General features: G+C 68.2%; 22 protein-coding genes. 7 read left to right on the top strand and 15 right to left on the bottom strand.

The window, feature by feature from the left end:
- Positions 1-40: 40 nt before the first annotated feature.
- Entirely contained in the window at positions 41-2,896 is a 2,856-nt protein-coding gene (locus ACYVGQ_RS05995; RefSeq protein WP_460783639.1) for a glycoside hydrolase family 9 protein, read from the bottom strand.
- A 179-nt stretch (positions 2,897-3,075) separates the two neighbouring features.
- Between ACYVGQ_RS05995 and ACYVGQ_RS05990 the strand changes: the two genes are divergently transcribed.
- A complete protein-coding gene (locus ACYVGQ_RS05990) occupies positions 3,076-4,140 on the top strand; it encodes a LacI family DNA-binding transcriptional regulator (protein WP_460783638.1) in 1,065 nt (354 codons plus the stop codon).
- Positions 4,137-4,784, top strand: coding sequence for a ThuA domain-containing protein (locus ACYVGQ_RS05985; RefSeq protein WP_460783637.1), 648 nt, complete (start codon positions 4,137-4,139; stop codon positions 4,782-4,784). The genes ACYVGQ_RS05990 and ACYVGQ_RS05985 overlap by 4 nt, the downstream gene beginning before the upstream one ends.
- Before the next feature lie 212 nt (positions 4,785-4,996).
- Here the strand turns inward: ACYVGQ_RS05985 and ACYVGQ_RS05980 are convergent, their stop codons facing one another.
- From ACYVGQ_RS05980 to map, 3 genes are all read right to left on the bottom strand, one after another.
- Positions 4,997-6,697 carry an ABC1 kinase family protein gene (locus ACYVGQ_RS05980; RefSeq protein WP_460783929.1) on the bottom strand — a complete coding sequence of 567 codons (1,701 nt, stop codon included), beginning with the start codon at positions 6,695-6,697 and terminating at the stop codon, positions 4,997-4,999.
- 83 nt (positions 6,698-6,780) lie between these two features.
- Positions 6,781-7,344, bottom strand: a complete 564-nt coding sequence (locus tag ACYVGQ_RS05975) for a PadR family transcriptional regulator (protein ID WP_460783636.1) — start codon at positions 7,342-7,344, stop codon at positions 6,781-6,783.
- Positions 7,345-7,396: 52 nt separating this feature from the next.
- On the bottom strand, positions 7,397-8,188 hold the full coding sequence (gene map, locus ACYVGQ_RS05970) for a type I methionyl aminopeptidase (RefSeq protein ID WP_460783635.1): 792 nt from the start codon (positions 8,186-8,188) through the stop codon (positions 7,397-7,399).
- A gap of 64 nt (positions 8,189-8,252) precedes the next feature.
- Here map and ACYVGQ_RS05965 point away from each other — a divergent pair, with 64 nt between their 5' ends.
- Positions 8,253-8,534, top strand: a complete 282-nt coding sequence (locus ACYVGQ_RS05965) for a helix-turn-helix domain-containing protein (protein ID WP_460783928.1) — start codon at positions 8,253-8,255, stop codon at positions 8,532-8,534.
- A 46-nt stretch (positions 8,535-8,580) separates the two neighbouring features.
- Here the strand turns inward: ACYVGQ_RS05965 and ACYVGQ_RS05960 are convergent, their stop codons facing one another.
- Positions 8,581-8,892 carry an ArsR/SmtB family transcription factor gene (locus ACYVGQ_RS05960; protein ID WP_460783634.1) on the bottom strand — a complete coding sequence of 104 codons (312 nt, stop codon included), beginning with the start codon at positions 8,890-8,892 and terminating at the stop codon, positions 8,581-8,583.
- An 82-nt stretch (positions 8,893-8,974) separates the two neighbouring features.
- On the opposite strand from ACYVGQ_RS05960, the gene ACYVGQ_RS05955 reads away from it, so the two are divergent.
- Positions 8,975-10,207: an MFS transporter gene (locus ACYVGQ_RS05955; RefSeq protein ID WP_460783633.1), complete on the top strand. Its 1,233-nt coding sequence runs from the start codon at positions 8,975-8,977 to the stop codon at positions 10,205-10,207.
- Between the two features lie 105 nt (positions 10,208-10,312).
- Here ACYVGQ_RS05955 and ACYVGQ_RS05950 read toward each other — a convergent pair whose 3' ends face one another.
- The 6 genes from ACYVGQ_RS05950 to ACYVGQ_RS05925 form a co-directional block, all read right to left on the bottom strand.
- A complete protein-coding gene (locus tag ACYVGQ_RS05950; protein WP_460783632.1) occupies positions 10,313-10,750 on the bottom strand; it encodes an Hsp20/alpha crystallin family protein in 438 nt (145 codons plus the stop codon).
- Between the two features lie 169 nt (positions 10,751-10,919).
- Positions 10,920-11,180 carry a substrate-binding domain-containing protein gene (locus ACYVGQ_RS05945; RefSeq protein WP_460783631.1) on the bottom strand — a complete coding sequence of 87 codons (261 nt, stop codon included), beginning with the start codon at positions 11,178-11,180 and terminating at the stop codon, positions 10,920-10,922.
- A gap of 384 nt (positions 11,181-11,564) precedes the next feature.
- A complete protein-coding gene (locus tag ACYVGQ_RS05940) occupies positions 11,565-12,500 on the bottom strand; it encodes a NaeI family type II restriction endonuclease (protein WP_460783630.1) in 936 nt (311 codons plus the stop codon).
- Positions 12,501-12,505: 5 nt separating this feature from the next.
- Positions 12,506-13,783 (bottom strand): DNA cytosine methyltransferase, encoded by a 1,278-nt coding sequence (locus ACYVGQ_RS05935; RefSeq protein ID WP_460783629.1) that lies wholly within the window; start codon positions 13,781-13,783, stop codon positions 12,506-12,508.
- Between the two features lie 41 nt (positions 13,784-13,824).
- Positions 13,825-14,208: a very short patch repair endonuclease gene (locus ACYVGQ_RS05930; RefSeq protein ID WP_460783926.1), complete on the bottom strand. Its 384-nt coding sequence runs from the start codon at positions 14,206-14,208 to the stop codon at positions 13,825-13,827.
- Positions 14,209-14,672: 464 nt separating this feature from the next.
- On the bottom strand, positions 14,673-15,236 hold the full coding sequence (locus tag ACYVGQ_RS05925) for a dihydrofolate reductase family protein (protein ID WP_460783628.1): 564 nt from the start codon (positions 15,234-15,236) through the stop codon (positions 14,673-14,675).
- A 156-nt stretch (positions 15,237-15,392) separates the two neighbouring features.
- On the opposite strand from ACYVGQ_RS05925, the gene ACYVGQ_RS05920 reads away from it, so the two are divergent.
- The gene (locus tag ACYVGQ_RS05920; protein ID WP_460783627.1) at positions 15,393-16,916 is read left to right on the top strand and encodes an ATP-dependent DNA ligase; all 1,524 of its coding nucleotides are present in this window, start codon (positions 15,393-15,395) and stop codon (positions 16,914-16,916) included.
- Between the two features lie 89 nt (positions 16,917-17,005).
- Here the strand turns inward: ACYVGQ_RS05920 and ACYVGQ_RS05915 are convergent, their stop codons facing one another.
- A complete protein-coding gene (locus tag ACYVGQ_RS05915; protein WP_460783626.1) occupies positions 17,006-17,638 on the bottom strand; it encodes a MerR family transcriptional regulator in 633 nt (210 codons plus the stop codon).
- 70 nt (positions 17,639-17,708) lie between these two features.
- Here ACYVGQ_RS05915 and ACYVGQ_RS05910 point away from each other — a divergent pair, with 70 nt between their 5' ends.
- Positions 17,709-18,203 carry a DUF4188 domain-containing protein gene (locus tag ACYVGQ_RS05910; protein WP_460783625.1) on the top strand — a complete coding sequence of 165 codons (495 nt, stop codon included), beginning with the start codon at positions 17,709-17,711 and terminating at the stop codon, positions 18,201-18,203.
- Positions 18,204-18,213: 10 nt separating this feature from the next.
- Here ACYVGQ_RS05910 and ACYVGQ_RS05905 read toward each other — a convergent pair whose 3' ends face one another.
- Positions 18,214-18,807: a TetR/AcrR family transcriptional regulator gene (locus ACYVGQ_RS05905; RefSeq protein ID WP_460783624.1), complete on the bottom strand. Its 594-nt coding sequence runs from the start codon at positions 18,805-18,807 to the stop codon at positions 18,214-18,216.
- A gap of 73 nt (positions 18,808-18,880) precedes the next feature.
- Here ACYVGQ_RS05905 and ACYVGQ_RS05900 point away from each other — a divergent pair, with 73 nt between their 5' ends.
- Complete coding sequence (locus tag ACYVGQ_RS05900; RefSeq protein WP_460783623.1) at positions 18,881-19,876, top strand: SDR family NAD(P)-dependent oxidoreductase; 996 nt, start codon at positions 18,881-18,883, stop codon at positions 19,874-19,876.
- Between the two features lie 8 nt (positions 19,877-19,884).
- Here the strand turns inward: ACYVGQ_RS05900 and cas2e are convergent, their stop codons facing one another.
- Complete coding sequence (gene cas2e / locus ACYVGQ_RS05895; protein WP_460783622.1) at positions 19,885-20,253, bottom strand: type I-E CRISPR-associated endoribonuclease Cas2e; 369 nt, start codon at positions 20,251-20,253, stop codon at positions 19,885-19,887.
- Positions 20,253-21,203 (bottom strand): type I-E CRISPR-associated endonuclease Cas1e, encoded by a 951-nt coding sequence (cas1e, locus tag ACYVGQ_RS05890; protein ID WP_460783621.1) that lies wholly within the window; start codon positions 21,201-21,203, stop codon positions 20,253-20,255. Before cas1e ends, cas2e begins: the two co-directional genes overlap by 1 nt.

Raw genomic sequence — 21,203 nt, 5'->3', positions numbered from 1 at the left:
GATGCGGCGGGGAGGCTCCCCCGCCGCATCCGCTCCCAGGTCAGCCCACGGCGACGCCGGTCACCACAGCAGTCTCGACCACTGCGGAGGTCGTATCCGTGGTGCGCACGAAGTAGCTGTGCACCCCCTTGACGAGCGAGACGGCGACGGCGTACCCCACACCGTCGGTCACATCGGCGTCGCCGGGGTCGACGGGCGACATCCGGTGGATCACGCCGTCGACGACGAGCTCGACCGCGAAGGGAGCCGCTCCGTCGGCGTCGGTGTACGTCGCCTCGACCGTCACCGGCGTGGACGGCGTCAACGCGCCCGCCGTGTGACTCACATCCGAGAGCACTGGCGCGGTCCCGGCGGCCTCGTTCGTGAACTCCACGGAGTCGACGAGCAGCTCGCCGTCGGTGTCGGCCGTCTGCTGCAGCCAGAACACGATCTCGGCCTGCGAGCGATCCAGTCCGGGGAACGCCGCGAGATCGAAGTCGTACGTCGTCCAGTCGTCCGAGATCGCGATCGGCGTCGTCCCGGTCACGCGGTGGTTCGAGTCTCCGTCCGACACCTCGATCCGCAGGCGGAGGTTCGGCGACGGACTGCGCATGGTCACCGACAGATAGCGGTACCCGTCGGCATCCACCGAGTGATGCCACGGCTGGAACTTCGCCTGGGACATCGCGGTGGCGGGATTCTGGAAGAACCGGCCCACCGTGCGTCCGTCGACGGTGGTGTTGGTCACCTGCCCCACGCCGGCATGGTTGTTGTACCAGTTCGCCCACGTGTAGCCCTGCACGCCGAACAGACCGTCACGACCGAACCCGTCATAGAGCAGCGGGGCGTCGGGGGTCGGCAGAGGCGGCGCGACCGTGTAGTGGGTGGAGCTGTAGCTGTGCGCTCCGCTCGCCTGCGTGCCGCGCACGTCGATGCGGGCGTTCGTGTACGGCGCGAGGCCGCTCACGTCGACCACTCCGGTCGAGACGCCGGCGGACGAGGTCATCGGCGTCCAGTCCGGTCCGAGCGCGTGTCCCGTGAGCGATGAGCCGCTCTGGGCGAACACCGTCACCTCGTCGGTGACGTACTGACCGATCTGCGGCGATCCGATCGTCAGCGCCGTCGGCGGCGTCCCGGTCGACCAGGGCGCATCGCCTGCGGCGGTGAGCCCGAACATGGCGGAGAACAGCCCCGCCTGGATGCTGACGCTGTACTCGTTGTACCGCCACTGCTGGCCGACGTCTGCGGAACCGGGGCGATCTTCATACCAGGGGCTCGCGCTGGTCGCATCGAGCGGGTCCTTCGCGTTCGGGCCAGACACGAGCGCCCCGGGAAGGACGACTCCCGTTCCGCCCGGCGTCTGCGCCTGCTCGTCGAGCCGCGTGTGCAGGAACATCGTGTGCTTCTCGCCCACGCCCGAGACCCAGCTCGTTCCCCAGGGGTTGTTGCCGAACACCCAGTACATCCCCTTCTGCACGGCTCGCAGCGCACGCTGGTCGCCGAACAGCTCCCAGTAGCGCAGCGTGTCGGCCATGTAGGAGACGTGCGGCTCGTTCACACCGAAGTTCTTGAACTGGTTGATCACGCCGTACGGGGTGTCGTCGGTGGACGAGAGGACGTAGTCCAACTGCTTCTTGAGGTAGCGCTGGATATCGGTCCTGCCGGTCGCGGTCGCCGCCGGGTACAGCTCCGCCATCGACAACGGCCCCATGTCCCAGTAGTTCGTATTGGACAGGATCGTGAACGGCGTCGCCGCGATCGTCGCCTCGGCCGACGTGCGATACGCGGCGTCGCCCGTCAGAAGATGCAGCTGCACTTCGGCGTAGAGGAGCGAGTTCGCAATGCCGCCGCGCGTGGTCGAATACCCGCCGAGCGGGTCTGCGCGGTGCGCGTCCGCGTAGTCGTAGAACGCGATCGCGCCGTCCTCGGCCTCCGCGGCCAGAGCCTCCCAGGCCGCAGCGTCCCCGGCGGCGATGTCGCCGCTGTCGATCGCGGCTCTGATCGCCCGAGCGGTGGCGGCGAGCGATCCGGCCGCCTTGGCGGAACCGCCGACGCCCATGCCCGAGATGCGCCGGTCGTCGGCCGTGCCGATCACCCCGTCAGTGTGGTCCTCGGGATGCTGGAACCCGCCGCTGCCCTTGATGTCCCAGAACGGGCCGCCGAACGCATCGAGCATCCGGAGCAGGTACTCGCTGCCGAACCAGGCCTCGTCGACGAGGTCGGGCGCGCCGTTCGAGTCTCCGTCGAAGGCGACCTCGGGGGTGTCGCCGTAGCGCAGGTAGGTGATGGCGATGTTGCCCGCGACCCACTGGTTGCCGCCGTAGATGCCGTAGTCGCCGGCGTCGTACCAGCCGCCCGTGAGGTCGTAGTGCTGCGTGCCGTCCTCGGACGCGGCGTCGTCGAGGTGGCCGGCAGCGTGGAAGACCTTGTCCGAGGGGGCGATGCTGCTGTAGCCGGCAGGGTAGGCGTCCTCGGTGTCCACGCCCGAGCGCTGCAGCCGGTAGAACGCCGTCATCTCGTCGAGGTAGCCCGCCCACACGTTCTCCTCGATCGCGAAGCGCGGGGAACGAACGCCTCCGATCTCGAGCGCGAAGTCGGTCCCGACGTCGTCGAAGGCGCTGAAGTCGACCTGATATACGCGGTCGCCCCAGGTCATGCCCCGATCCAGAAGCGTGCACGACGGCAGCACGACCGTCTCGCCCTGCAGGACGCGGCAGCTCGTTGCCCCCGGCATGGCACCGTCTGCGACGGCGAAGCCGACCTTGTATCCCCCGGCGCTGTAACCGCCCTGGCTCACTGCGACCTGTTCGATCGTGGCGGCAGCGGCGGGCGGCGCGGCGATCACCGCCCCGCCCAGCACGGCAGCCATGACGACCACCGCCGCTCTCCGCATCGAACTCGCTCGTCGTCGGGACATGACTTCTCCTTCGAAGGTTGAGTCGGCGTCATCGCCGGCGCCTCAGTATCGACACATATAGAAACAAAGCGCAAGGTTTGTATACTTACTGTCATCCAGTGGTCACTTTTGGCGTAACAATGATCGAAACCGTTCGCCGCCCTATGATGGGGTGACCGACTCAGCCCAAGGAGGGGAACATGCTCGCAGCCGAGCGCCGGGCACTCATCCTCGATCGCGCTCAGCGTGATGGCGCCGTGCGCATCGCCTCTCTGGTGGATGACATCGGCGTCTCCCATGTCACGATCCGCCGCGACCTCGACGCCCTCGTCGCCGAACGGATCCTCGACAAGGTGCGCGGCGGGGCCGTCCTCCGCGGCGACCACGCTCCCCACCAGGCCCGCGAGGCCTTCACCGGCACGATCGGCGTCGTCGTCCCGACCTCGTATTACTACCGCTACGTCGTCGAGGGGATCGACGACGCCCTGGCTCCCGGCGGCGACATGAAGCTCGTGATCTCCGAGTACGACCTCGAGGAGGAGTACCGGCTCGTCGACGAGCTCGTCCGCGAGGGCGTCGACGGGCTCCTCTGGGTTCCCACGGTGTCGGAGCGCGAAGCGCCCGCCGAGTTCCGCGAGACCGTCGAGCGGCTGCAGGTGCCGGTGGTCTTCGTCGAGCGCGAGATGCCCGGTGGCGGACTGGGCATGGTCTCGTCCGTGCGCTCGGCCCATGAGCGGGGCGCGCTCGGCGCACTGAGCCATCTCCACGATCTCGGCCATCGCCGCCTGGTCATGGTGAGTCGTGGAAGCTCGCAGAGCTCGGAGTTCGTACGACGGGGATGGCGCGACGCGATGGGCCGACTCGGCATGGACGAGGAGAGCGTCATCCTCGGGCCGGACGAACTCGGCGCCGGCCCCCGTTGGGAGCGCGGGAGCGCCGACGTCGTGCTCGACGCCGTCGAGCGCATCGGGGCCACCGCCCTGTTCTGCCACGGAGACGAGAACTCGCTGTTCGGCCTCCTGCAGAGCGCACGCACCCGCGGCCTCGCGGTACCCGAGCGGCTCTCGATCGTGGCCTATGACGACGATGTGTCGGCGCGCGCCGACCCGCCGATCTCGGCCGTCGCTCCCGACCGCCGACGCGTGGGCGCCCTCGCGACGCGGCTGCTGATCGATCTCATCCGGGAGCCGAGCGCCGAGCCTCCGCTCCAGATCCAGGTCGAGCCCCGCCTCGTCCTGCGCGCATCGACCGCTCAGACGTCGTGAGCCGCATCCTCGTCTTCTCGGGCGGCGCCGACTACGTCGATCCGTGGCATCCGTTCGCCGAGACGACCGCGATCGTGTCCGCGATCCTGAGCGGCGACGGCCACGACGTCGCGGTGGTCGACACCCTCGACGCCCTGTCCCGCGCGCTCGACACGACCGACCTGCTGGTCGTGAACGCCGGAGGCGGTCCTGCGCCGCATCCTCTCGATGATCGGCTCGCGAGCATCCTGGCCGGGTACCACGGCCCCCTGCTGGCCTTGCACGTCGCCGCGACCCTGCTCCCCGAGCACGACGAGTGGGAGGACGCTCTCGGCGGGCGATGGGTCCGCGGCGTCTCGATGCATCCCGAACGGGGGCCGCTGCATCTCCGCGCGGCCTCGCCCTCTCCTCCGCTCGGCGACCTCGCCGAGCGGAGGACGATCGATGAGGCGTACTCCCGGCTCCGCGTGTCGCCCGACGCCGACGTCCGCCTCGTGCATGCGCACGACGGCGACGTCCACCCGGCGTGCTGGACCGTCGAGCGCGACGGGCGGCGCACCGGGTACTCCTCGCTCGGCCACGACCCCACGGCCTATGCGGCGCCCGTGGCGGGCGAGGTCCTCCGGAGGCTGGCGACCTGGCTGCTCTCTCCCCCGAGAGCGTGAGCGGGGCAGGTCGAGTCTCGTCCTAACGCGATCGGACGAGCCGCAGGAGTTCGCGCCTGCGGCCGAGCCGCATGCATGCGGCGAGCGGATCCGACACCCGCCGGACGAGAGCGCGGTCGGCGGTCAGGATCGGCCGGATCGACTGACGACTGCGAACTCGACCGACAGCTGTCCGGGCACGGCACACCGCACGTCACGTCACGGTCGCCGGGTCAGCGGGGTCCTCGTGCGAAGACCGCGTGCAGCAGCGGAAGCACCGAGACGGCCATGAGCGTGATGCCCAGGGGCGGGGCGGGAACCAGCAGGATCGCACCGCCGACGAGCATCCCGGCGAACAGGACGCCGGAGGCGATGCGGCGCACGACGTGCTCGAGCCGGTCGAGGCGGCGCTCGAGGCGGGAGGTGTCGAAGGTCACGTCGCCCGCGTCCATGCGACCGATGATCGCGTCGATCCTGCCCGGCAGGCGCCAGGTCGTGGTGACGGTCGACAGCGCCTGCGCGGCGACGTCCTGCACGAGGTTGCCCGATTCGTCGCGGATCAGCCGGGCGGCGTAGGGCTCAGCGGCATCCCAGACGTTGAACGCGGGATCGAGGCCGCTGCACATCCCCGAGGTCAGGGAGACGGCGCGGATGAGCAGCAGCATCTTCTCGGGCAGCTGCACGGGAAGCGAGCGGACCATGTCGCCGAACTCGTCGGCGAAGTCGCGGAACTCGCGCGGATCGACCTGGGCGAGCTCCGCGAAGCCCATCCCGCCGAAGCGCGAGAACAGCGCCGCGAGCGCCCTCTCCAACTGGGCGGTGTCGGCGGAGGGCAGCAGCACGCCGATCTGCTGCGCCGCGGCGACGAGCCCCTTGCCGTCCCGACCGGTGACGGCGATGAGCAGGGTCCGGAGCCCCGCGCGCAGATTCGACGGCACCTCGGTCATCATCCCGAAGTCGATGAACGTGATCCGCCAGCCCGCGGCGGCGGCGGATGCTTCGGCGGCCGGTGTCACGAACATGTTCCCCGGATGCGGATCGGCATGCACGAACCCGTGCGTGAACACCTGGTCGAACATCACCTCCGCGAAGACGCGGGCGACCTCCGAGGGGTCGATCCCCGCGGCGCGCAGAGCCTCCGTGTCGTTGATCTTGATCGCCGTGACATCGCTGAGGGTGAGCACCCTGCGGGTCGTCCGCTCCCAGACGATCTGCGGGGCGCCGACGCGCGGATCGCCGGCGAAGTCCTCCGCGAACCGCTCGGCGCTGGCGGCCTCGTGCAGATAGTCGATCTCCTCGAGGCTGGTCTGCGCGAACTCCTCCACGAGCGCGGGCGCATCGACGCGATCGGAGACCACGCGTACGCGGCGCAGCCACCCGCTGACACGGCGGAGCGCGGCGAGATCGGTCGCGATGACGGCGTCGATGCCCGGCCGCTGCACCTTCACGACGACGCTGCCCAGGCCGGTGTCCGCGGCATCCTGCGCGGAGAGCCGGGCGAGATGCGCCTGCCCGAGGGATGCCGCCGCGAGCGGCGTCTCGTCGAACCAGGCGTAGGCGCGATCGAGCGGCACGCCCAGCTCGGCCTCGGCGAGCGCCCTGATGTCGGCGTACGGGACGGCGGGCACCTCGTCCTGCAGGCCGGCGAGTTCGGCGGTGATCTCGGGCGGGAGGACGTCCAGGCGAGAGGACATGAACTGACCGACCTTGATCATGAGTCCGCCGAGACCGATCGCGAGATCGTGGAAGCGGCGGGCGAAGCGCCGCATCCTGGCGGCGCGCGTGCGCTCGGCCAGAGAGGAGAGCCCGAGGCGCGGCAGCACCAGCTCGAACCACCAGATCTTCAGGAGCTCGCGTGCGGCGAACCCGACGATGCGCCGGTACCGTGGGCCCCTGGCGGGCGCGGCCGATCGGGCTCGCTCCGACATGTCCATGCGCCCAGGCGATCCGGGCGACGCCGCCGAGACGGGGAGCGCACCGTTCTCCGCGCGGTCGTCCGACCCCATGCGCGCTCCGTTCAGTTGCCGGCGAGGATCGCGTACAGCTTACGTCTGGCCTCGTCGAGCACGTCGACGGCGGCCTGCACCTGCTCCGGCGATCCGGTCCGCCCGACCTGGGCGACCACTCCGGCCAGCTCGGCTCCCGCCTTGGGCAGGGCAGTGAGCTGGGATGCCCTCCCTGCGAAGCTCTCCCACGGGGCCGGCTTCTCGGACGCGGCATCCGCCTCGGCGACGCCCGCCTCGGTGAGGGAGTACGTCTTGCGGCCGTTCTGCTCCTCGGCGACGAGGAGACCCTCATCCGCGAGGAGCTGGAGGGTGGGGTAGACCGAGCCGGCACTGGGCTTCCACGCCCCGCCCGACCGCTCGGAGATCTCGCTGATGATCTGATAGCCGTGCATGGGCTGCTCGGCGAGGAGCGAGAGCACCGCGGTGCGGACGTCGCCGCGCGCCATGCGCGTGGGACCGCCGGTGCGCTGCTCGAAGCCCTGGCGGAGCTGCTCGAAGGCGTCGAAGAGGGCGCCGGCCGGGCCGTTCGCACCGAATCCCGCACCGAGCCCCGCAGAGGGGAAGGAACCGTTCATGTTGACCTCCGTATGGTGAGCGATAGTCGACGATATGTCGTTTAGCTGGAGATCAGCCGTCAATCCGGACCCGACGACGGGGGATGGTCAGGATCTCGGCGCCGTCCTCGGTGATGGCGATCGTGTGCTCGGCGTGCGCGGCGCGGCATCCGGTCGCGCTGCGCAGCGTCCACCCGTCGGGATCGGTGACCAGTCGGTCCGTGTCCGCCATGACCCAGGGCTCCAGGGCGAGCAGGAGACCGGGACGCAGCCGGTAGCCGCGGCCGGGCCTGCCGTCGTTCGCGACGTGCGGGTCCTGATGCATGGTCGCCCCGATCCCATGCCCGCCGAACTCCAGGCTGATCGGATATCCGGCAGTGCGGAGCACGTCGCCGATCGCATGCGATATGTCGCCGACGCGCGCACCGGGACCCGCCGCTGCGATCCCCGCGTCCAGAGCCCGTTCGGTCGCCTCGATCATCGCGATGCTCTCCTGCGGGCGCGTCTCGCCGACGACGAAGCTGATCGCGGCGTCGGCGGCGATCCCGTTCAGCGACACGGCGAGGTCGAGCGTCAGCAGATCGCCGTCGGCCAGGAGGTAGTCGCGGGGCATGCCGTGCAGCACGGCATCGTTGACGGCGGTGCAGATCCAGTGGCCGAAGGGGCCGCGTCCGAAGGACGGCGCATAGTCGACGTAGCACGACTCGGCGCCGGCGTCCAGGATCATCCGCCGCGTCCAGCGATCGATGTCGAGGAGGTTCACGCCGACGGCGCTGCGCTCCTTCATGGCCTGCAGGATGTCGGCGACGAGCGCGCCGGCGTCCCGTGCTCGGGCGAGTTCGTCGCGGGTGAGGATCTCGATCATGGGCGCTCTCCGGATTCCGATAACTATCCCGGTAATACTATCCCGGTAATAGAATGGGCTCATGATGGTCCGGATGCCGCTGAGCGCCGCCGAGGTGGAGCGAGGGGTGCGCCTGGGCGGCGTGCTCCGCCGCGCCAGAGGCGAGCGCTCAATGCTCGCCGTCGCGCTCGACGCCGGGATCTCCCCCGAGACGCTCCGCAAGATCGAGTCGGGTCGCGTCGCGACGCCGGCGTTCTCGACGATCGCCGCCATCACCGACGTGCTCGGCCTCTCCCTCGACGCGATCTGGGCCGAGATCGGCGCGGATTCCGAAACCGGGCCGCGCGCAGGCCGCCTGGCGTCGTAGCCCGGGCCGACCGCGCATCGGACGGCGCGCCGTCGGAGACGTTCGGTCAGGCCTGGAGCACCGAATCGAGAAGTCCGGGGAAGCGGGCATCCAGATCCTCCCGGCGCAGCGTGAGCATGCGCCGACGACCGTTCGGCTCGTTGCGGATGACGCCCGCCTCGCGGAGCACCTTCATGAAATGAGACTTCGTCGACTTCGGCAGGTTCGGATCGGTGGCGTGACAGGCGGCCATGTCGAGCGGACCGTCGACGAGCTGACGCGCGATCGCGAGCCGCTCCGGATCGCTGAGCGCGAAGAGCACGTCCGTGAGCTGGATCTCGGAGCGCTCCGGATGCGGGAGATCGACGACGCCTGGCATGGTTCGAGAATAGTTGAACAATCGCGGGAAGACGAGTACGCTCCGATAGTTCGAATATTCTCGAACCGAGAAGGAGCCGCCCATGACCACCACCCAGCCGATCCGCACCCCGGCAGCGGTGGCGTCTCCCTCGGGCCTCGAGCCCCCGGCCCGCCGCCGATTCGGCTTCGCGCTTGCCGTGGTCGCGCAGATCGTCATGATGGTGGGAGCGAGCGCGCCGTCGCCCTTCTATCCCGTGCTCGCGCAGGACATCGGCTTCGACGCGATCGTGATCAGCGGGGTGTTCGCGGTCTACGCGATCGCGCTGCTGCTGACCCTGCTCACCGCCGGCTCCCTCTCGGACCACGTCGGCAGGCGTCCGGTCGCGATCGCCGGATTCGTGCTGCTCGCAGCGAGCATGCTGCTCTTCTGGCATGCGGATGCGGTCGGCACCCTGTTCCTCGCCCGCATCCTGCAGGGCGTCGCGAGCGGACTGCTCATCTCGGCGCTGTCGGCCACCGTGCTCGACTTCGCGCCCACCGGACGCCAGAGCACGGCCGCCCTGTGGAACGCACTGAGCCCCGGGATCGGGCTCGCACTGGGCGCGCTCGTGTCCGGCATCGTGCTCGATGCCGCCCGGGATGCGCTGCTCGACGTGTTCGCGCCGTTGACGGCGGCGTATGTCGTGCTCGCCCTGCTGTTCCTGCTCGTGCCGGAGACCGCCCCGCGCAGAGCGGGCGCGTGGGGATCGCTGAGCTTCCGGCTGTCGATCCCCGTGGGGATCCGCTCCGATTTCTGGCGTGCCGCGCCGGCGGTGATCGCCGGCTGGGCGACCGGCGGGCTCTTCCTGTCCCTGGGCGCGAACATCGTGCGCGGCGAGCTCGGCGGGACCGATCACCTCTGGCAGGGATTCGCCGTCGCGGTTCTCGCCGGGACCGGCGCGATCACGGCCTTCGCGATGCGCCGGCGATCGCCGCGCACGAGCGTGGTCTTCGGCACGGCGGCCTTGGCCGTGGGGACGACGCTATCGCTGCTCGCTCTCGCGATCGGATCGCTGCCGTTCTATCTCACGGCGACGGCGGTGACGGGCATGGGCTTCGGCACGGTGTTCTCCGGCGTGGTGGCGTCGCTCGCGCCGAGGATCCCCGCGACCGAGCGCGCGGACGCGTTCGCCGCGATCTACCTGCTCGCCTACCTCGCCTTCGGGGTGCCGACCGTGCTGGCGGGCGTGCTCGTCGGCGTCGCCGGGCTGGGAGCGGTGTGCGTCGGCTACGGCATCGTGGTGATCCTGCTGGCGCTGGTGGCGCTGGTGCTGCGCGTGCGCCGGGCGGACTGAGCGCGGTCGGCGCGCACCGGGGATTCCTGTCGATGGACACGAGCGGGCCCCGGGGAGTCCGTGAGGATTCCCCGGGGCCCGCTCACCCCGATCACGACACGGTGATCAGACGGTCTCGCCGACCTCCAGCGCCGGGGCCTGATCGAGATCGGTCGCGATCTCGATCTTGCGCGGCTTGGCCTGCTCGCTCACCGGGATCATCACGCTGAGCACGCCGTTGCGGTAGCTCGCGGAGATCTGCTCGGTGTCGATGCCCTGGCCGAGGCTGAGCTGGCGCAGGAAGCTGCCGGCGGCGCGCTCGCGGGTGATCCACTTCACGCCCTCGCCCGCGGAGAGCGTCCTCTCGGCGCGGATCGTCAGCAGCTGACCGTCCACGTCGATGTCGACCGAGCCGGGATCGATGCCGGGCAGATCTGCGGCGAGGACGTAGTGGTCGCCCTCGCGGTAGAGGTCCATCGGCATCTGCCGGGGTCCGCGTCGGCCTCCGTCGAAGAAGCTGTTCGCGAGTCGCTCCATCTCACGGAGCGGATCATAGGTTGCCATCTCGTCTCCTTTCGCGGGGATCGGAATCGCGTCCGATCCGGGTCTTGATAGTTGAGCCCTATCGACTCAACTACAGATAGATTAGCACTCTCATTACGAGAGTGCTAATGCTTTTCCCGCGAGGATCCCGGCATTCCCACACCTCGATGCGGTCAGGCGGTCTATCCGGTCAGGCGGGTCGGGTGCTCTCGCGGACGAGGAGCCGGTGCGGCGCGACGACCTCCGTCGCGGGGAGGTCCGGATCGTCGATCCGCGCGATGATCCGCCGGACCGCCTCGCGGGCGATGAAGGGGGTGTCCAGCGAGATCGTGCTGAGCGAGGGACGGGCGAATCTGCCCTCCTCGACGTCGTCGATGCCGATCACCGCGACGTCCTCCGGCACCTGCAGCCCCGCGTCGAAGACGGCGCGCATCGCGCCGATCGCCGCCACCCTCCCGCCTTACGGGCTTGCGGTCGCATCCCGTCGACGAGACGAACAGGTTCAAGGACATCGAGATCATCCTTCCGGTACTGGACGTGGGCCCGACGGATCGGACCCGTCACCCGTCAGAGCCGCTTGTGCGCGGCAGCACCTGCGTCGTCGCCCAACGCGGTTCCCCTGACGCCCGGAACACCCTCACGATCGGAGCATCCGACGTCGATAGCGATACTGCACCTAGCGCTCACACGACCGCAATCCGACTTCGCAGCAACCTTTCCCATCGAAAAGGGATACCCGGGAAGAACCGGTCCAGCACATCCGAGCGTGAGCAAGTCGATAGGCTCTCCGCGCGCAACGACTTGTGCACCGTCCCCGCAGGATGTCGCGGCAAGATCATCGGGGCGGAGGAATGAGGATCCCCGACTCTGCAAAGAACTCGACAGGGACCGCTACCCAGGCTTCGTCCTTCAAGTCGTACCCGAAATGCGCCGCGATCTCGCGCTCGTCTGTCCAGGTGCCAACGAGCACGATGAGCCCGTGATCGTCCCGAAGCTCCTTCTTTGCCTCGCGAGCTCGCTTCATGGGATCCTTAAGCCCCGCCCCTACTATTGCGATGGATCCCCTCGGGATCACCACTGCGGGCTTCGCTCGAAAGAGAGCAACCAAGCGGCGCCGGAGCCCTCCGTTGCCGAAAACAAGCTCCAGCTCTGAAGACGACAGGTCGCGAAGGGGTTCAGGCGGTAGCGAAGTCTCGGCGACCACTGTCAGGGCATATCTACGAATCGCCTCAGCGCGAGGTGACCGCTTCAGATCTCGATTCCCCTTACCGCCCGTTAACCAAGCACGATGCGTGCGCATTAGCTTGACTTCAAACGTATGCTTGCGCGCATCGATCCTCACAAGCAACGTCACGGCGCATTGCCCCTCACGCGGGATCATCCATGTATTTCGGACAGTTCCTTTGATCTCGACGGCAACGCCCGAGATGTTCGTGTCCAGTGGCGGTTCCTTCTTGAGGCCCAACTGACTGATGATGTGATATTGCAATTTAGTGCCCACAGACGAACGCTCGTCTGAATCGACTGCTGGATCCATGAGATCAAAACGCCAAGTGCGAGCTCCATCGAGCACATACTTCACCGCTTCATCGACCGCCACGCGCAATAAGTTCTCAACGGGCATCGCACGAAGCCACGAATACACCGTCATCAGCTCTTGATCGTCGATCGGATCCAGGATCAGATGCGAAGGCGGCTGGCCTCCTTTGCGTTCGTCAGGCTGACAAACACCGCCGGGGTCCATCACCGAACGAGCAAGGTCATCGATCATGTGAGCTAGCTCACGCGGTTGCGGTGTCGTTCGAAGAAATCGTGCCTACGATGATCCGCCTGTCCAGTGAATCCCTTGAACTCCCCGAGCGAATATCGTTCAGTTCCCTCAACCTCAAGCTTGTGCAGCTCGAAGTCCCGCCCAATCGCCGCAAGCCGCTGCTGGACGGCAGCCATGGTGCCCTCGTTGTAGGCATCAACAAGCTCGTCGAGGCTCAACGGCCGCGTGCTTCTGACAAGCGCACGATAGACAGGGTCCTGGAGATCCATCGTCCCTGGCTGTTCGGAGCGTGCTATGCCTTCGTGATTGAGCGCAGCACCAATGCTTCGAGCAATCGCCTCGGCCACAGGAGGAGGGAACGCATTTCCGATCTGCCTGTACTGCGCTGTCTTCCGTCCCGAGAAAACGTACCCGTCTTCAGCGCTCCAGCCCTGAATTCTGGCTGCCATCTCGATGGTCAGTCGCGGCATCGTCGTGCGGAACGAGTGCGACTTGCGGTTCGGGGGCGCGTCCGCAATGCCTCGCCCATCAACGTTGAGCTTCGCCCACCCCGCCTTTGCCCTCGTGGGACCAAGGTCAGCGCCACCATGCTTTTTGCTTCCGCCAACGAGCGTCGGTCCGATATCACTCGCCGCCCTTCGCCAAGCATCGGCATATCGCCATCCGTCGGCAGCCATCAGCTCAAAGAGAGCGTCGCCCACGGTCGTCCGCGAGCTCGCAGTCGCCTCGGGCCACGAGAAGTAGCGCATTTCTTCAGCTGGCATCGCGACAAGCACAAATCGAGGGCGAAGCTGGGGAACCCCGAAATCAGCGGCATGCAGTAGCGTCCACTCACCGATGTACCCGAGCGCATCCAGGCGGTCTAGAACCCGCTGACGATAGGCAGCGAATCTCGGTGTCGATAGACCGCGGACATTTTCTAGCATCAGTGCCCGGGGACGGATCACCGCGACTTGCTCGATCGCCCAAGCGAACAGATCGCGTTCATCTGATGTTCCCAGCTGCCTGCCCGCCGCGGAGAATGGCGGACACGGCACCCCACCCGCGAAGAGGTCGATGCCCTCATAACTCTGCGGATTCCACACTGTTGTATCGGCAACGTCACCCACTACCACCTCAACACCGAGATTTGACCGCAGTGTTTCCGCAGCGGTCTCATCAATCTCGATCGCGAGAGAGTGAGAAAAACCCGCCTTATGCAGACCGAGGGACTGCCCTCCCGCACCCGCGCAGGCTTCTACGACAGTCATGGACTGGGCTTCGCGACGGAGATTCTCTGGCACCACATCATCGTAAGGCTCGCCACGGACAATGGGTCTCCACGTCACCGCGAAGGAGCGTTCCTGACGATTGATCCAATGCGTATCGCAGCCTCACGCGCATCCTCATGCTCCCACACCCGGACGACCGTCCACCCGGCCGCCTTCAGAGCTTGAGTGTGCTCGATGTCGCGAGCAGCGTTGCGCCGAAGCTTGGGTTTCCAGTAGTCAGAGTTGGCGCGGGGAGGCGCCCCGTGAATGGGGCAGCAATGCCAGAAGCATCCGTCTACGAACACAGCGACCCGCTTTCGCGTGAAGACGATGTCCGGCCGCGTCCGGCTGTCAACAAGGTCGATCCGGAGATCGCACCGGTACCGGAAGCCCGCGGCGTGCAGGAGTGATCGGATTCTCAGCTCGGGCTTGGTGTCCCGTCTGCGGTTTGCCTGCATGTTCCGCCGTCGACCCGGGGCCGGCTTGCTAAGCGCGGCACCCGGTCTAGACGGGTTCAGCGGTCCGTCCATCACCTCAACTTAGTACTTTCTCACGATGCCGCCCCATCACACACCACGGCCTGAACCAGCGTGCGAACCAGACCCGGGCGTTTAGAACGAGAAGTTCGGGCAGATCAACGAGACGCAGTTCGGCACGGACGACCCGGCGTTCACGCAGCTCGACTGGATCAAGGCCGCTCGAAGCATCGCCTGCTGCTCGTCGACGGCGAACAGCAGGCGCGTCCACGTCCGGACGACCTCGCACCTGCGGTGTTAGACGCCCTGCTCATGGTCATCCGGAACATCTACCCCATACTCCTGATCCGCGGAATGCTCAGGGCGTACGACTACCTCAGCGATCCGCAGTCACCGGAGCCGCCGCGCACGGTACTCGAAAGCCAACCGAGGCCAGCGCCGCCGGCTCACCCGGAGACGGGTCGATAACGCACCGCGACCGCTCCCGACCGGAACTCGCGCCGGTTCACGGCCTCGAGCCGGATCCGCTCGCGCAGACCGTCGAGCAGCCTCGGACCGTGCCCGGCGACGATCGGATGCACGACGAACGTGTATTCGTCGATCAGCCCCCGCTCGGCCAATGCCAGGGGAAGAGTCACCCCGCCGACGGACAGCCCCTCGCCCGGTTGCGCCTTGAGACGCCGAACCGCCTCGAACAGATCGCCCTGCACCAACTCGGCGTTCCAGTCGACTGCGGGGAGGCTGCCCGATACGACGTGCTTCGGGGCTCGGTCGATGGCCTCCGCGAAGGGGATCTCCCACCCCTCCATCCAGTCGGGCCACACCCCTGACACCGGACGCCGCCATGCCGACTCCATCATCTCGTAGGTCGCCCGGCCGTACAGCAGGGCGTCGGCGCGCTCCATGTCCGCGGTCCAGAAGCCCATCAGCTCCTCGTCCGGAGCCACCCCCGCCTCATGGTGCACGCAGCCGTCGAGCGTGACGTTGATCGCGTATCGCAGTGGTCTCATCTCGCCGATCCCCTTCGATGCGGGCCATGATGCCTCCCGATGGACACACAGTACTGTCGGGCGGAGACCGATGTCACCCGTCTCTTCCCCGGCCAGACCCGGGCGCGGTGGCACAGGACATCGCCTGGTGTCCCACCCCGGTGCGACAATCTCTCCATGAGACTCGACGAGGTCGCCCGGGCCGCCGCAGAGGTCGCGGCCACCTCCTCGCGCCTCGCCAAGATCGACGCGCTCGCACAGCTGCTCACAAGCGCCGCCCCCGACGAGATCCCCGCCCTCATCGGGCTGCTGCTCGCCTCGCCTCGCCAGGGTCGCCTCGGCGTCGGCTGGCGCAGCCTCGCCACCCTCGAGATCACGCACGCTGAACACGCGACGCTCACGATCTCCGACGTCGATCACACTCTCGACGCTCTTGCGCACGCAGCCGGATCAGGCTCCGCAGCCCGCCGCACCGAGCTCCTGGTACGGCTCGCCTCCGCTGCCACGGTCCAAGAATGGGACTTCCTCGCCCGCGCGATGCTGGGTGAGCTGCGCACCGGCGCCCTCGGCGGCGTCCTGCTCGACGCGATCGCCCGGGCATCCGAGCGCCCCGCCGCCACGGTGCGGCGTGCGGCGATGCTCTCCGGCGACCTCGGCGAGACCGCCCTGCTCGCCCTCACCGGCTCTGCCGACGACCTCGAGGCGATCGGCCTGCAAGTGGGCCGCCCCGTCCTGCCGATGCTCGCCGCCACCGCCACGACTCCCACCGCGGCGCTCGAGATCACCGGCGAAGCATCCGTCGAGTACAAGCTCGACGGCGCACGCATCCAGGTGCACCGGCATGGTGATGAGGTCGGCGTGTACACGCGCAGTCTCGCCGACATCACCCACCGCGTGCCCGAGATCGTCGACATCGTGCGCGCACTGCCTGCGCGCGATCTCATCCTCGACGGCGAGACCCTCGCGCTCGACGAGGACGGTGCGCCCCGGCCGTTTCAGGACACCATGTCGCGCTTCGGCGCCGACGTGGCGCGCGATCTGGCCCTGCGTCCCTGGTTCTTCGATCTGCTGCACATCGACGGACGCGATCTCCTCAACGACCCGCTGTCGACGCGGCTCCACGAACTCGACCGCGTCGCGGGGCAGTGGCGGATGCCCGGCATCGTCACCGCCGATCCGGATGCCGCAGAGCGGCTCTCCCTGGAGGCCCTCACCGCCGGGCATGAAGGCGTCCTCGTCAAGGCGATCGAGTCGCCGTACACGGCGGGCCGCCGTGGGAAGTCCTGGGTGAAGGTCAAGCCCGTGCTGACCTACGACCTCGTCGTGCTCGCCGCAGAGTGGGGGTCCGGCCGGCGGCACGGGATGCTCTCCAACCTGAACCTCGGCGCGCGAGATGCAGAGGGAGAGTTCGGTGAACCCGGCGACTTCGTCATGGTCGGCAAGACCTTCAAAGGACTCACCGACCAGTTGCTGCGGTGGCAGACCGAGACGTTCCCCGAGCATGAGACGTACCGCACGCCCTACGCCGTCTTCCTCCGACCGGAGCTCGTCGTCGAGATCGCGATCGACGGCGTCCAGCGCTCACCCCGCTATCCCGGTGGCATCGCCCTGCGCTTCGCGCGCGTGAAGGGGTACCGGCCCGACAAGACTCCGGCGGATGCGGACACGATCCAGACCCTTCGGGGGCTGCTGCGGGAGTGAGCCCGGCGAGGGTTTTCTTCGACGGAACTCCGTTTCGACTCGGGCGCTGCGCGGCCTCGCTCAACGAACGGGAGTGGGAGGCAGGGAGCTCAATGGGCCGAGGAGGCGACCGGGACGCCGCCGCCGAACCGCTCCGCCGAGCTCACCTGCTGCGCCACCCTCCGCAGGGCCAGCAGCAGCGGCTCCACCATCACCGACCCGAGCACGACGTAGCGCACAGCCGCCTCCGCGGACTCACCCGGCACACCGGCCACCTCGGCATCCGCGATCTCCCGCATCGCCTTCAGATACACCGGCATAACATCGCGCGGCACATCGAAACCGGCATCCTCAAGCCCCTGAAGCGCGCGCGCGACGCTCTGCAGCACCGCCTCGTCGCACATGCCCGGCTTCCAGCCGAGGCCTTCGACGAGCTCCCGCGCATCGGAGACGTCGAGCGCCTCATCGGCCTCGGGAGTGATGGCAGCGTGCGCCGCGCCGAGCAGCAGGTGCGCGCTCTCCGGCGGATCGTCCAGCGCCGCGAGCACGCGCCGCGTCTCCGCGATGCTCACTCCCGAGCCGACGAGCGCCCGGATAACCCGCAGCCGCTGCACGTGCGGCTCGCCATACGCAGCCTGCGTCGGCGCGCTCCGCTCCCCCTCTGGCAGCAGCCGCTCGCGCAGGTAGTACTTGATCGTCGGCACCGCGACCCCGGTCTTCGCCGAGAGCTCTGAGATCCTCATGGCTCACCCCTTGACGTCGATAGTATCGCTATCCATAATAGATAGCGTCGCTATCCACCAGGAGGATGCCATGCCGAAAGTCATCACGGGCCGCATGACCCACCACCACGACGGTGAACTCGTCGTCTTCCACATCGGGATGCAGATCAACCGCTGGTGGCGCCCCGACCTCTGGCTCCCCGCCTTCCTCGCGATGCCGAGGATGCTGCGCGAGCTGTCCGTCGACACGGGATCGGGCCTTCTCGGGTACGAACTCCTCTTCGGCGGCGGCGGGCCCTACGTCGTGCAGTACTGGTCATCCACCGAGAAGCTCTACGCCTACGCATCCGCACCGGATCAGGAGCACCGTCCCGCGTGGACCGCCTTCAACAAGGCCGCCAGGAAGGCGCCGGGCGCCGTGGGCGTCTGGCACGAGACGTTCCTCGTCGAGCGGGCCGAGAGCATCTACGTGTCGACGAAGAGGATGGGACTGGCGAAGGCCACCGCGCACGTCGAGGTCGGGCGGCGCCATGATCGGGCGTCCGCAAGGATGGTGGACGGCGCCACCGCCCGCGCACGCGCTTAGGCGCACTGGCCTACGGCGTCCTCATTCGGTGAACGGGAAAGGAAGCCACGCCCCGCATCAGCACATCGACGGTGGCATCCACCTGCGCCGCGCTCAACGGCCTGCCCTGCAAGGCCGCATAGGATGACATCGCGATGAGCTGCTCGGCGATCAGCGCAGCATCCACATCGGCGCGCACCTCACCGGCATCTGCTGCCCGCGCAAGCCGCGTCGCCACCCACTCCCGGATCGGAGCGGCGAGCTTCTCGTTCAGCGCGGCGCCGAGCGAGGCATCCGTCGCCGTCACGGCGATGAGAGCCCGGGGGAGCTCCACGCCCTCAGGAGTTCCCAGCGATGCCGACATCCCGGCGAACCAGCTGCGCAGGTCCGCTGCCAGATCGTCGGTCATCGGCAGCGAGGGGACCGGGAGACCCTCATCGAGCAGCGCCTCCCCGAGGATCGCCGCCTTCGACGGCCACCACCGGTAGATCGTCTGCTTCGACACCCCCGCCTCAGCGGCGAGCCCCTCGATCGTCACCGCGACATAGCCGCCGTCTGCGAGCGCGGCACGCATCGCCGCCAGGACCGCCTGGCGGGCTTTCTCACTGCGAGGTCGCGCCACCATCCGAGGGTATCGAGGCGTACACTCGGAAATAAGTAGACGCGCCGTTGCGTAATACTCGAACAAGGAGAAGAGAATGGCCCTCACCGCGCACTCCACCATCGGCGAATGGCTGAACGATCCGGTCGGAGGACCGCTGATCCGCGGCCTCTTCGAGAAGACCGGCGCCGATCCAGAACTGCTCACTCCCGTGCTGGGCCTTCCGCTCCAGCAGCTCGTGGCGATGAGCCAGGGATCCCTCCCGCAGTCGGTCGTCGACGACCTGGTCCGCTCCGCCAACGGCGGGGAGATCCCCGAGGCGGATGCCGACGAGGGCTGGGTCGAGAAGCCGACCTCCGGCCGCTTCGCCGGCAAGACCGTCATCGTCACCGGCGCAGCGTCAGGCATCGGCAAGGCCACGGCATCCCGCATCGCCCGGGAGGGCGGGAGGGTGATCGCCAGCGACATCGCCGCCGACAAGCTCGACGCGCTCAAAGCCGAGCTCCCCGATGTGGTCACCGTCGCCGGCGACCTCACGAAGCAGGACGCCATCGACGCGGTCATCGCAGCCGCGGGCGACCGCATCGACGGTCTCGCGAACGTCGCCGGCATCAACGACGACTTCTCCCCCGCCGGCGAGACCCCGGATGCCGTCTGGGACCGCGTCATCGCGATCAACCTGACCGCCCCGTTCAAGCTCATGCGCGCTGTCCTGCCGATCATGGAGAAGGCCGGCCGCGGCGCGATCCTGAACGTATCCAGCGAGGCGGGCCTGCGCGGCAACGCGTCCGGCAACGCCTACACGGCCAGCAAGCATGGCATCATCGGCGTGACGAAGTCCGCGGCGTTCATGTACGGCCCGAAGGGCATCCGGGTGAACTCCGTCGCTCCCGGCGGGGTCGCCACCGGCATCCCGATGCCTCCGCACATGTCCGAGTACGGCTCCGGGCGTCTCGCCCCGTTCCAGCAGGCGATCCCCTCCGTCGCAACGGCCGAGCACCTGGCGGCGTCCATCACCTTCCTGCTCTCGGACGACGCCGTGAACATCAACGGCGCGATCCTCGCCTCCGACGGAGGGTGGTCGGTGCAGTAGAGGCGCCGTCAGGTCCTGCGACGGCGGGCGGCCTTGCTCCAACCGATCGCCGGCTGAGGGCGCTGAGCGGAGTCACCGCCCGGCGCCCTCTGCTGTCTTTGCTGTTCCGAAGGGCGCAGCATCAGCGTGATCCCGTCGATGTCGATCGGCTCCCAATGGTGGCCGTGAACGAGGAACGACAGTCCCTGTTCGTTCCTCGCCGAGAACACGAGGATCGCGCGTCCGGTGCGGACCATCCCCACCGTGCGCTCCCAAAGGAGTTCCCGCACACGGCGGGTGACCTTGCCGACGAAGACGCCTGCCGAGATCTCGATCAGCCAGCGCGTCAGGAAGCCCCGTAGGCCGGGCGGGCACGCGGTGAGGACGAGCACGATCATCAGAACGGCCCGTCGTCGTAGTTCGCGCCGCCGGCGACGGCACGGCGCGACCCGTCCCACAGCCGCACGACGTTCTCGTCGAGGAGACCGAGGTCGCCCTCCTCGACGGGTTCATCGGGCAGCAGCAGGTGCCGGATGTCGCGCACGCAGCGCGCGAGGAACGTGCCGCCATGGAATCGGTCCCTCAGGCGCCGCCGAGCCTCGCCGGGGATGTCGAAGGGCTGCTCAGCGGCCAGCTCGAAAGCGAGCGGGATGGTCAACTCGGCCTTGTACAGGTCGGCCACGTCATAAACGAACGAGCGGACGTGCCCGGTGTGCACGAACCCGAGCCCCGGTGAGCATCCGAGGGCGACGATGACCGAGTGCACGACGCCGTAGAGGCTGGTGTTCGCCGCAGACAGCGCCTGGTTGACGGGATCTCCGTCCTCGAACGCCTCGACGTCGTAGGTACGCCCGTTCCACGCGACACCATGCTCCCGCGATTGCTCCCGGTAGGCCTTGCGGATCCGGGCGCCTTCGCGACCGCGAAGCTGCTGCATGGTCAGCCCGCTGGTGTCCTCACCGGGGAAGCGCATGGCATACATCTCCCGAGCGACCCTGAGCCGCGACGACTGGTTCGTCATGAGTGCGGCCTGGGCCTCGAGCAGGCGCGAGCTGTGCGCGAGCGAGCGCCCGTGCGCGTAGTAGCGGACGCCCTCCTCGCCGACCCAGACGACCGTCGATCCGCTCTCCGCCATGAGGACCATCGCCTGCTGCGTCACGGTCGTCCCCGGCCCCAGCAGCAGCGCGCCGAGGCTCGCTGCGGGGATGTGGATCACTCCGCGTTCGTCCGTCGCGGTGATCGCGTTGGCATCCCGATGCACCGCGCATCTCTCCAGGTAGATGAAGGTCAGCCGGTCCTGCGCCCGCACCAGCTCGGGGAGCGAAGGAGGCTTCGCGCCGATCGCCAC

The organism is Microbacterium tumbae, from assembly GCF_054780175.1.
The sequence above is the reverse complement of the archived record's forward strand: the minus strand, read 5'-3'. Positions and strand labels throughout refer to the sequence as shown.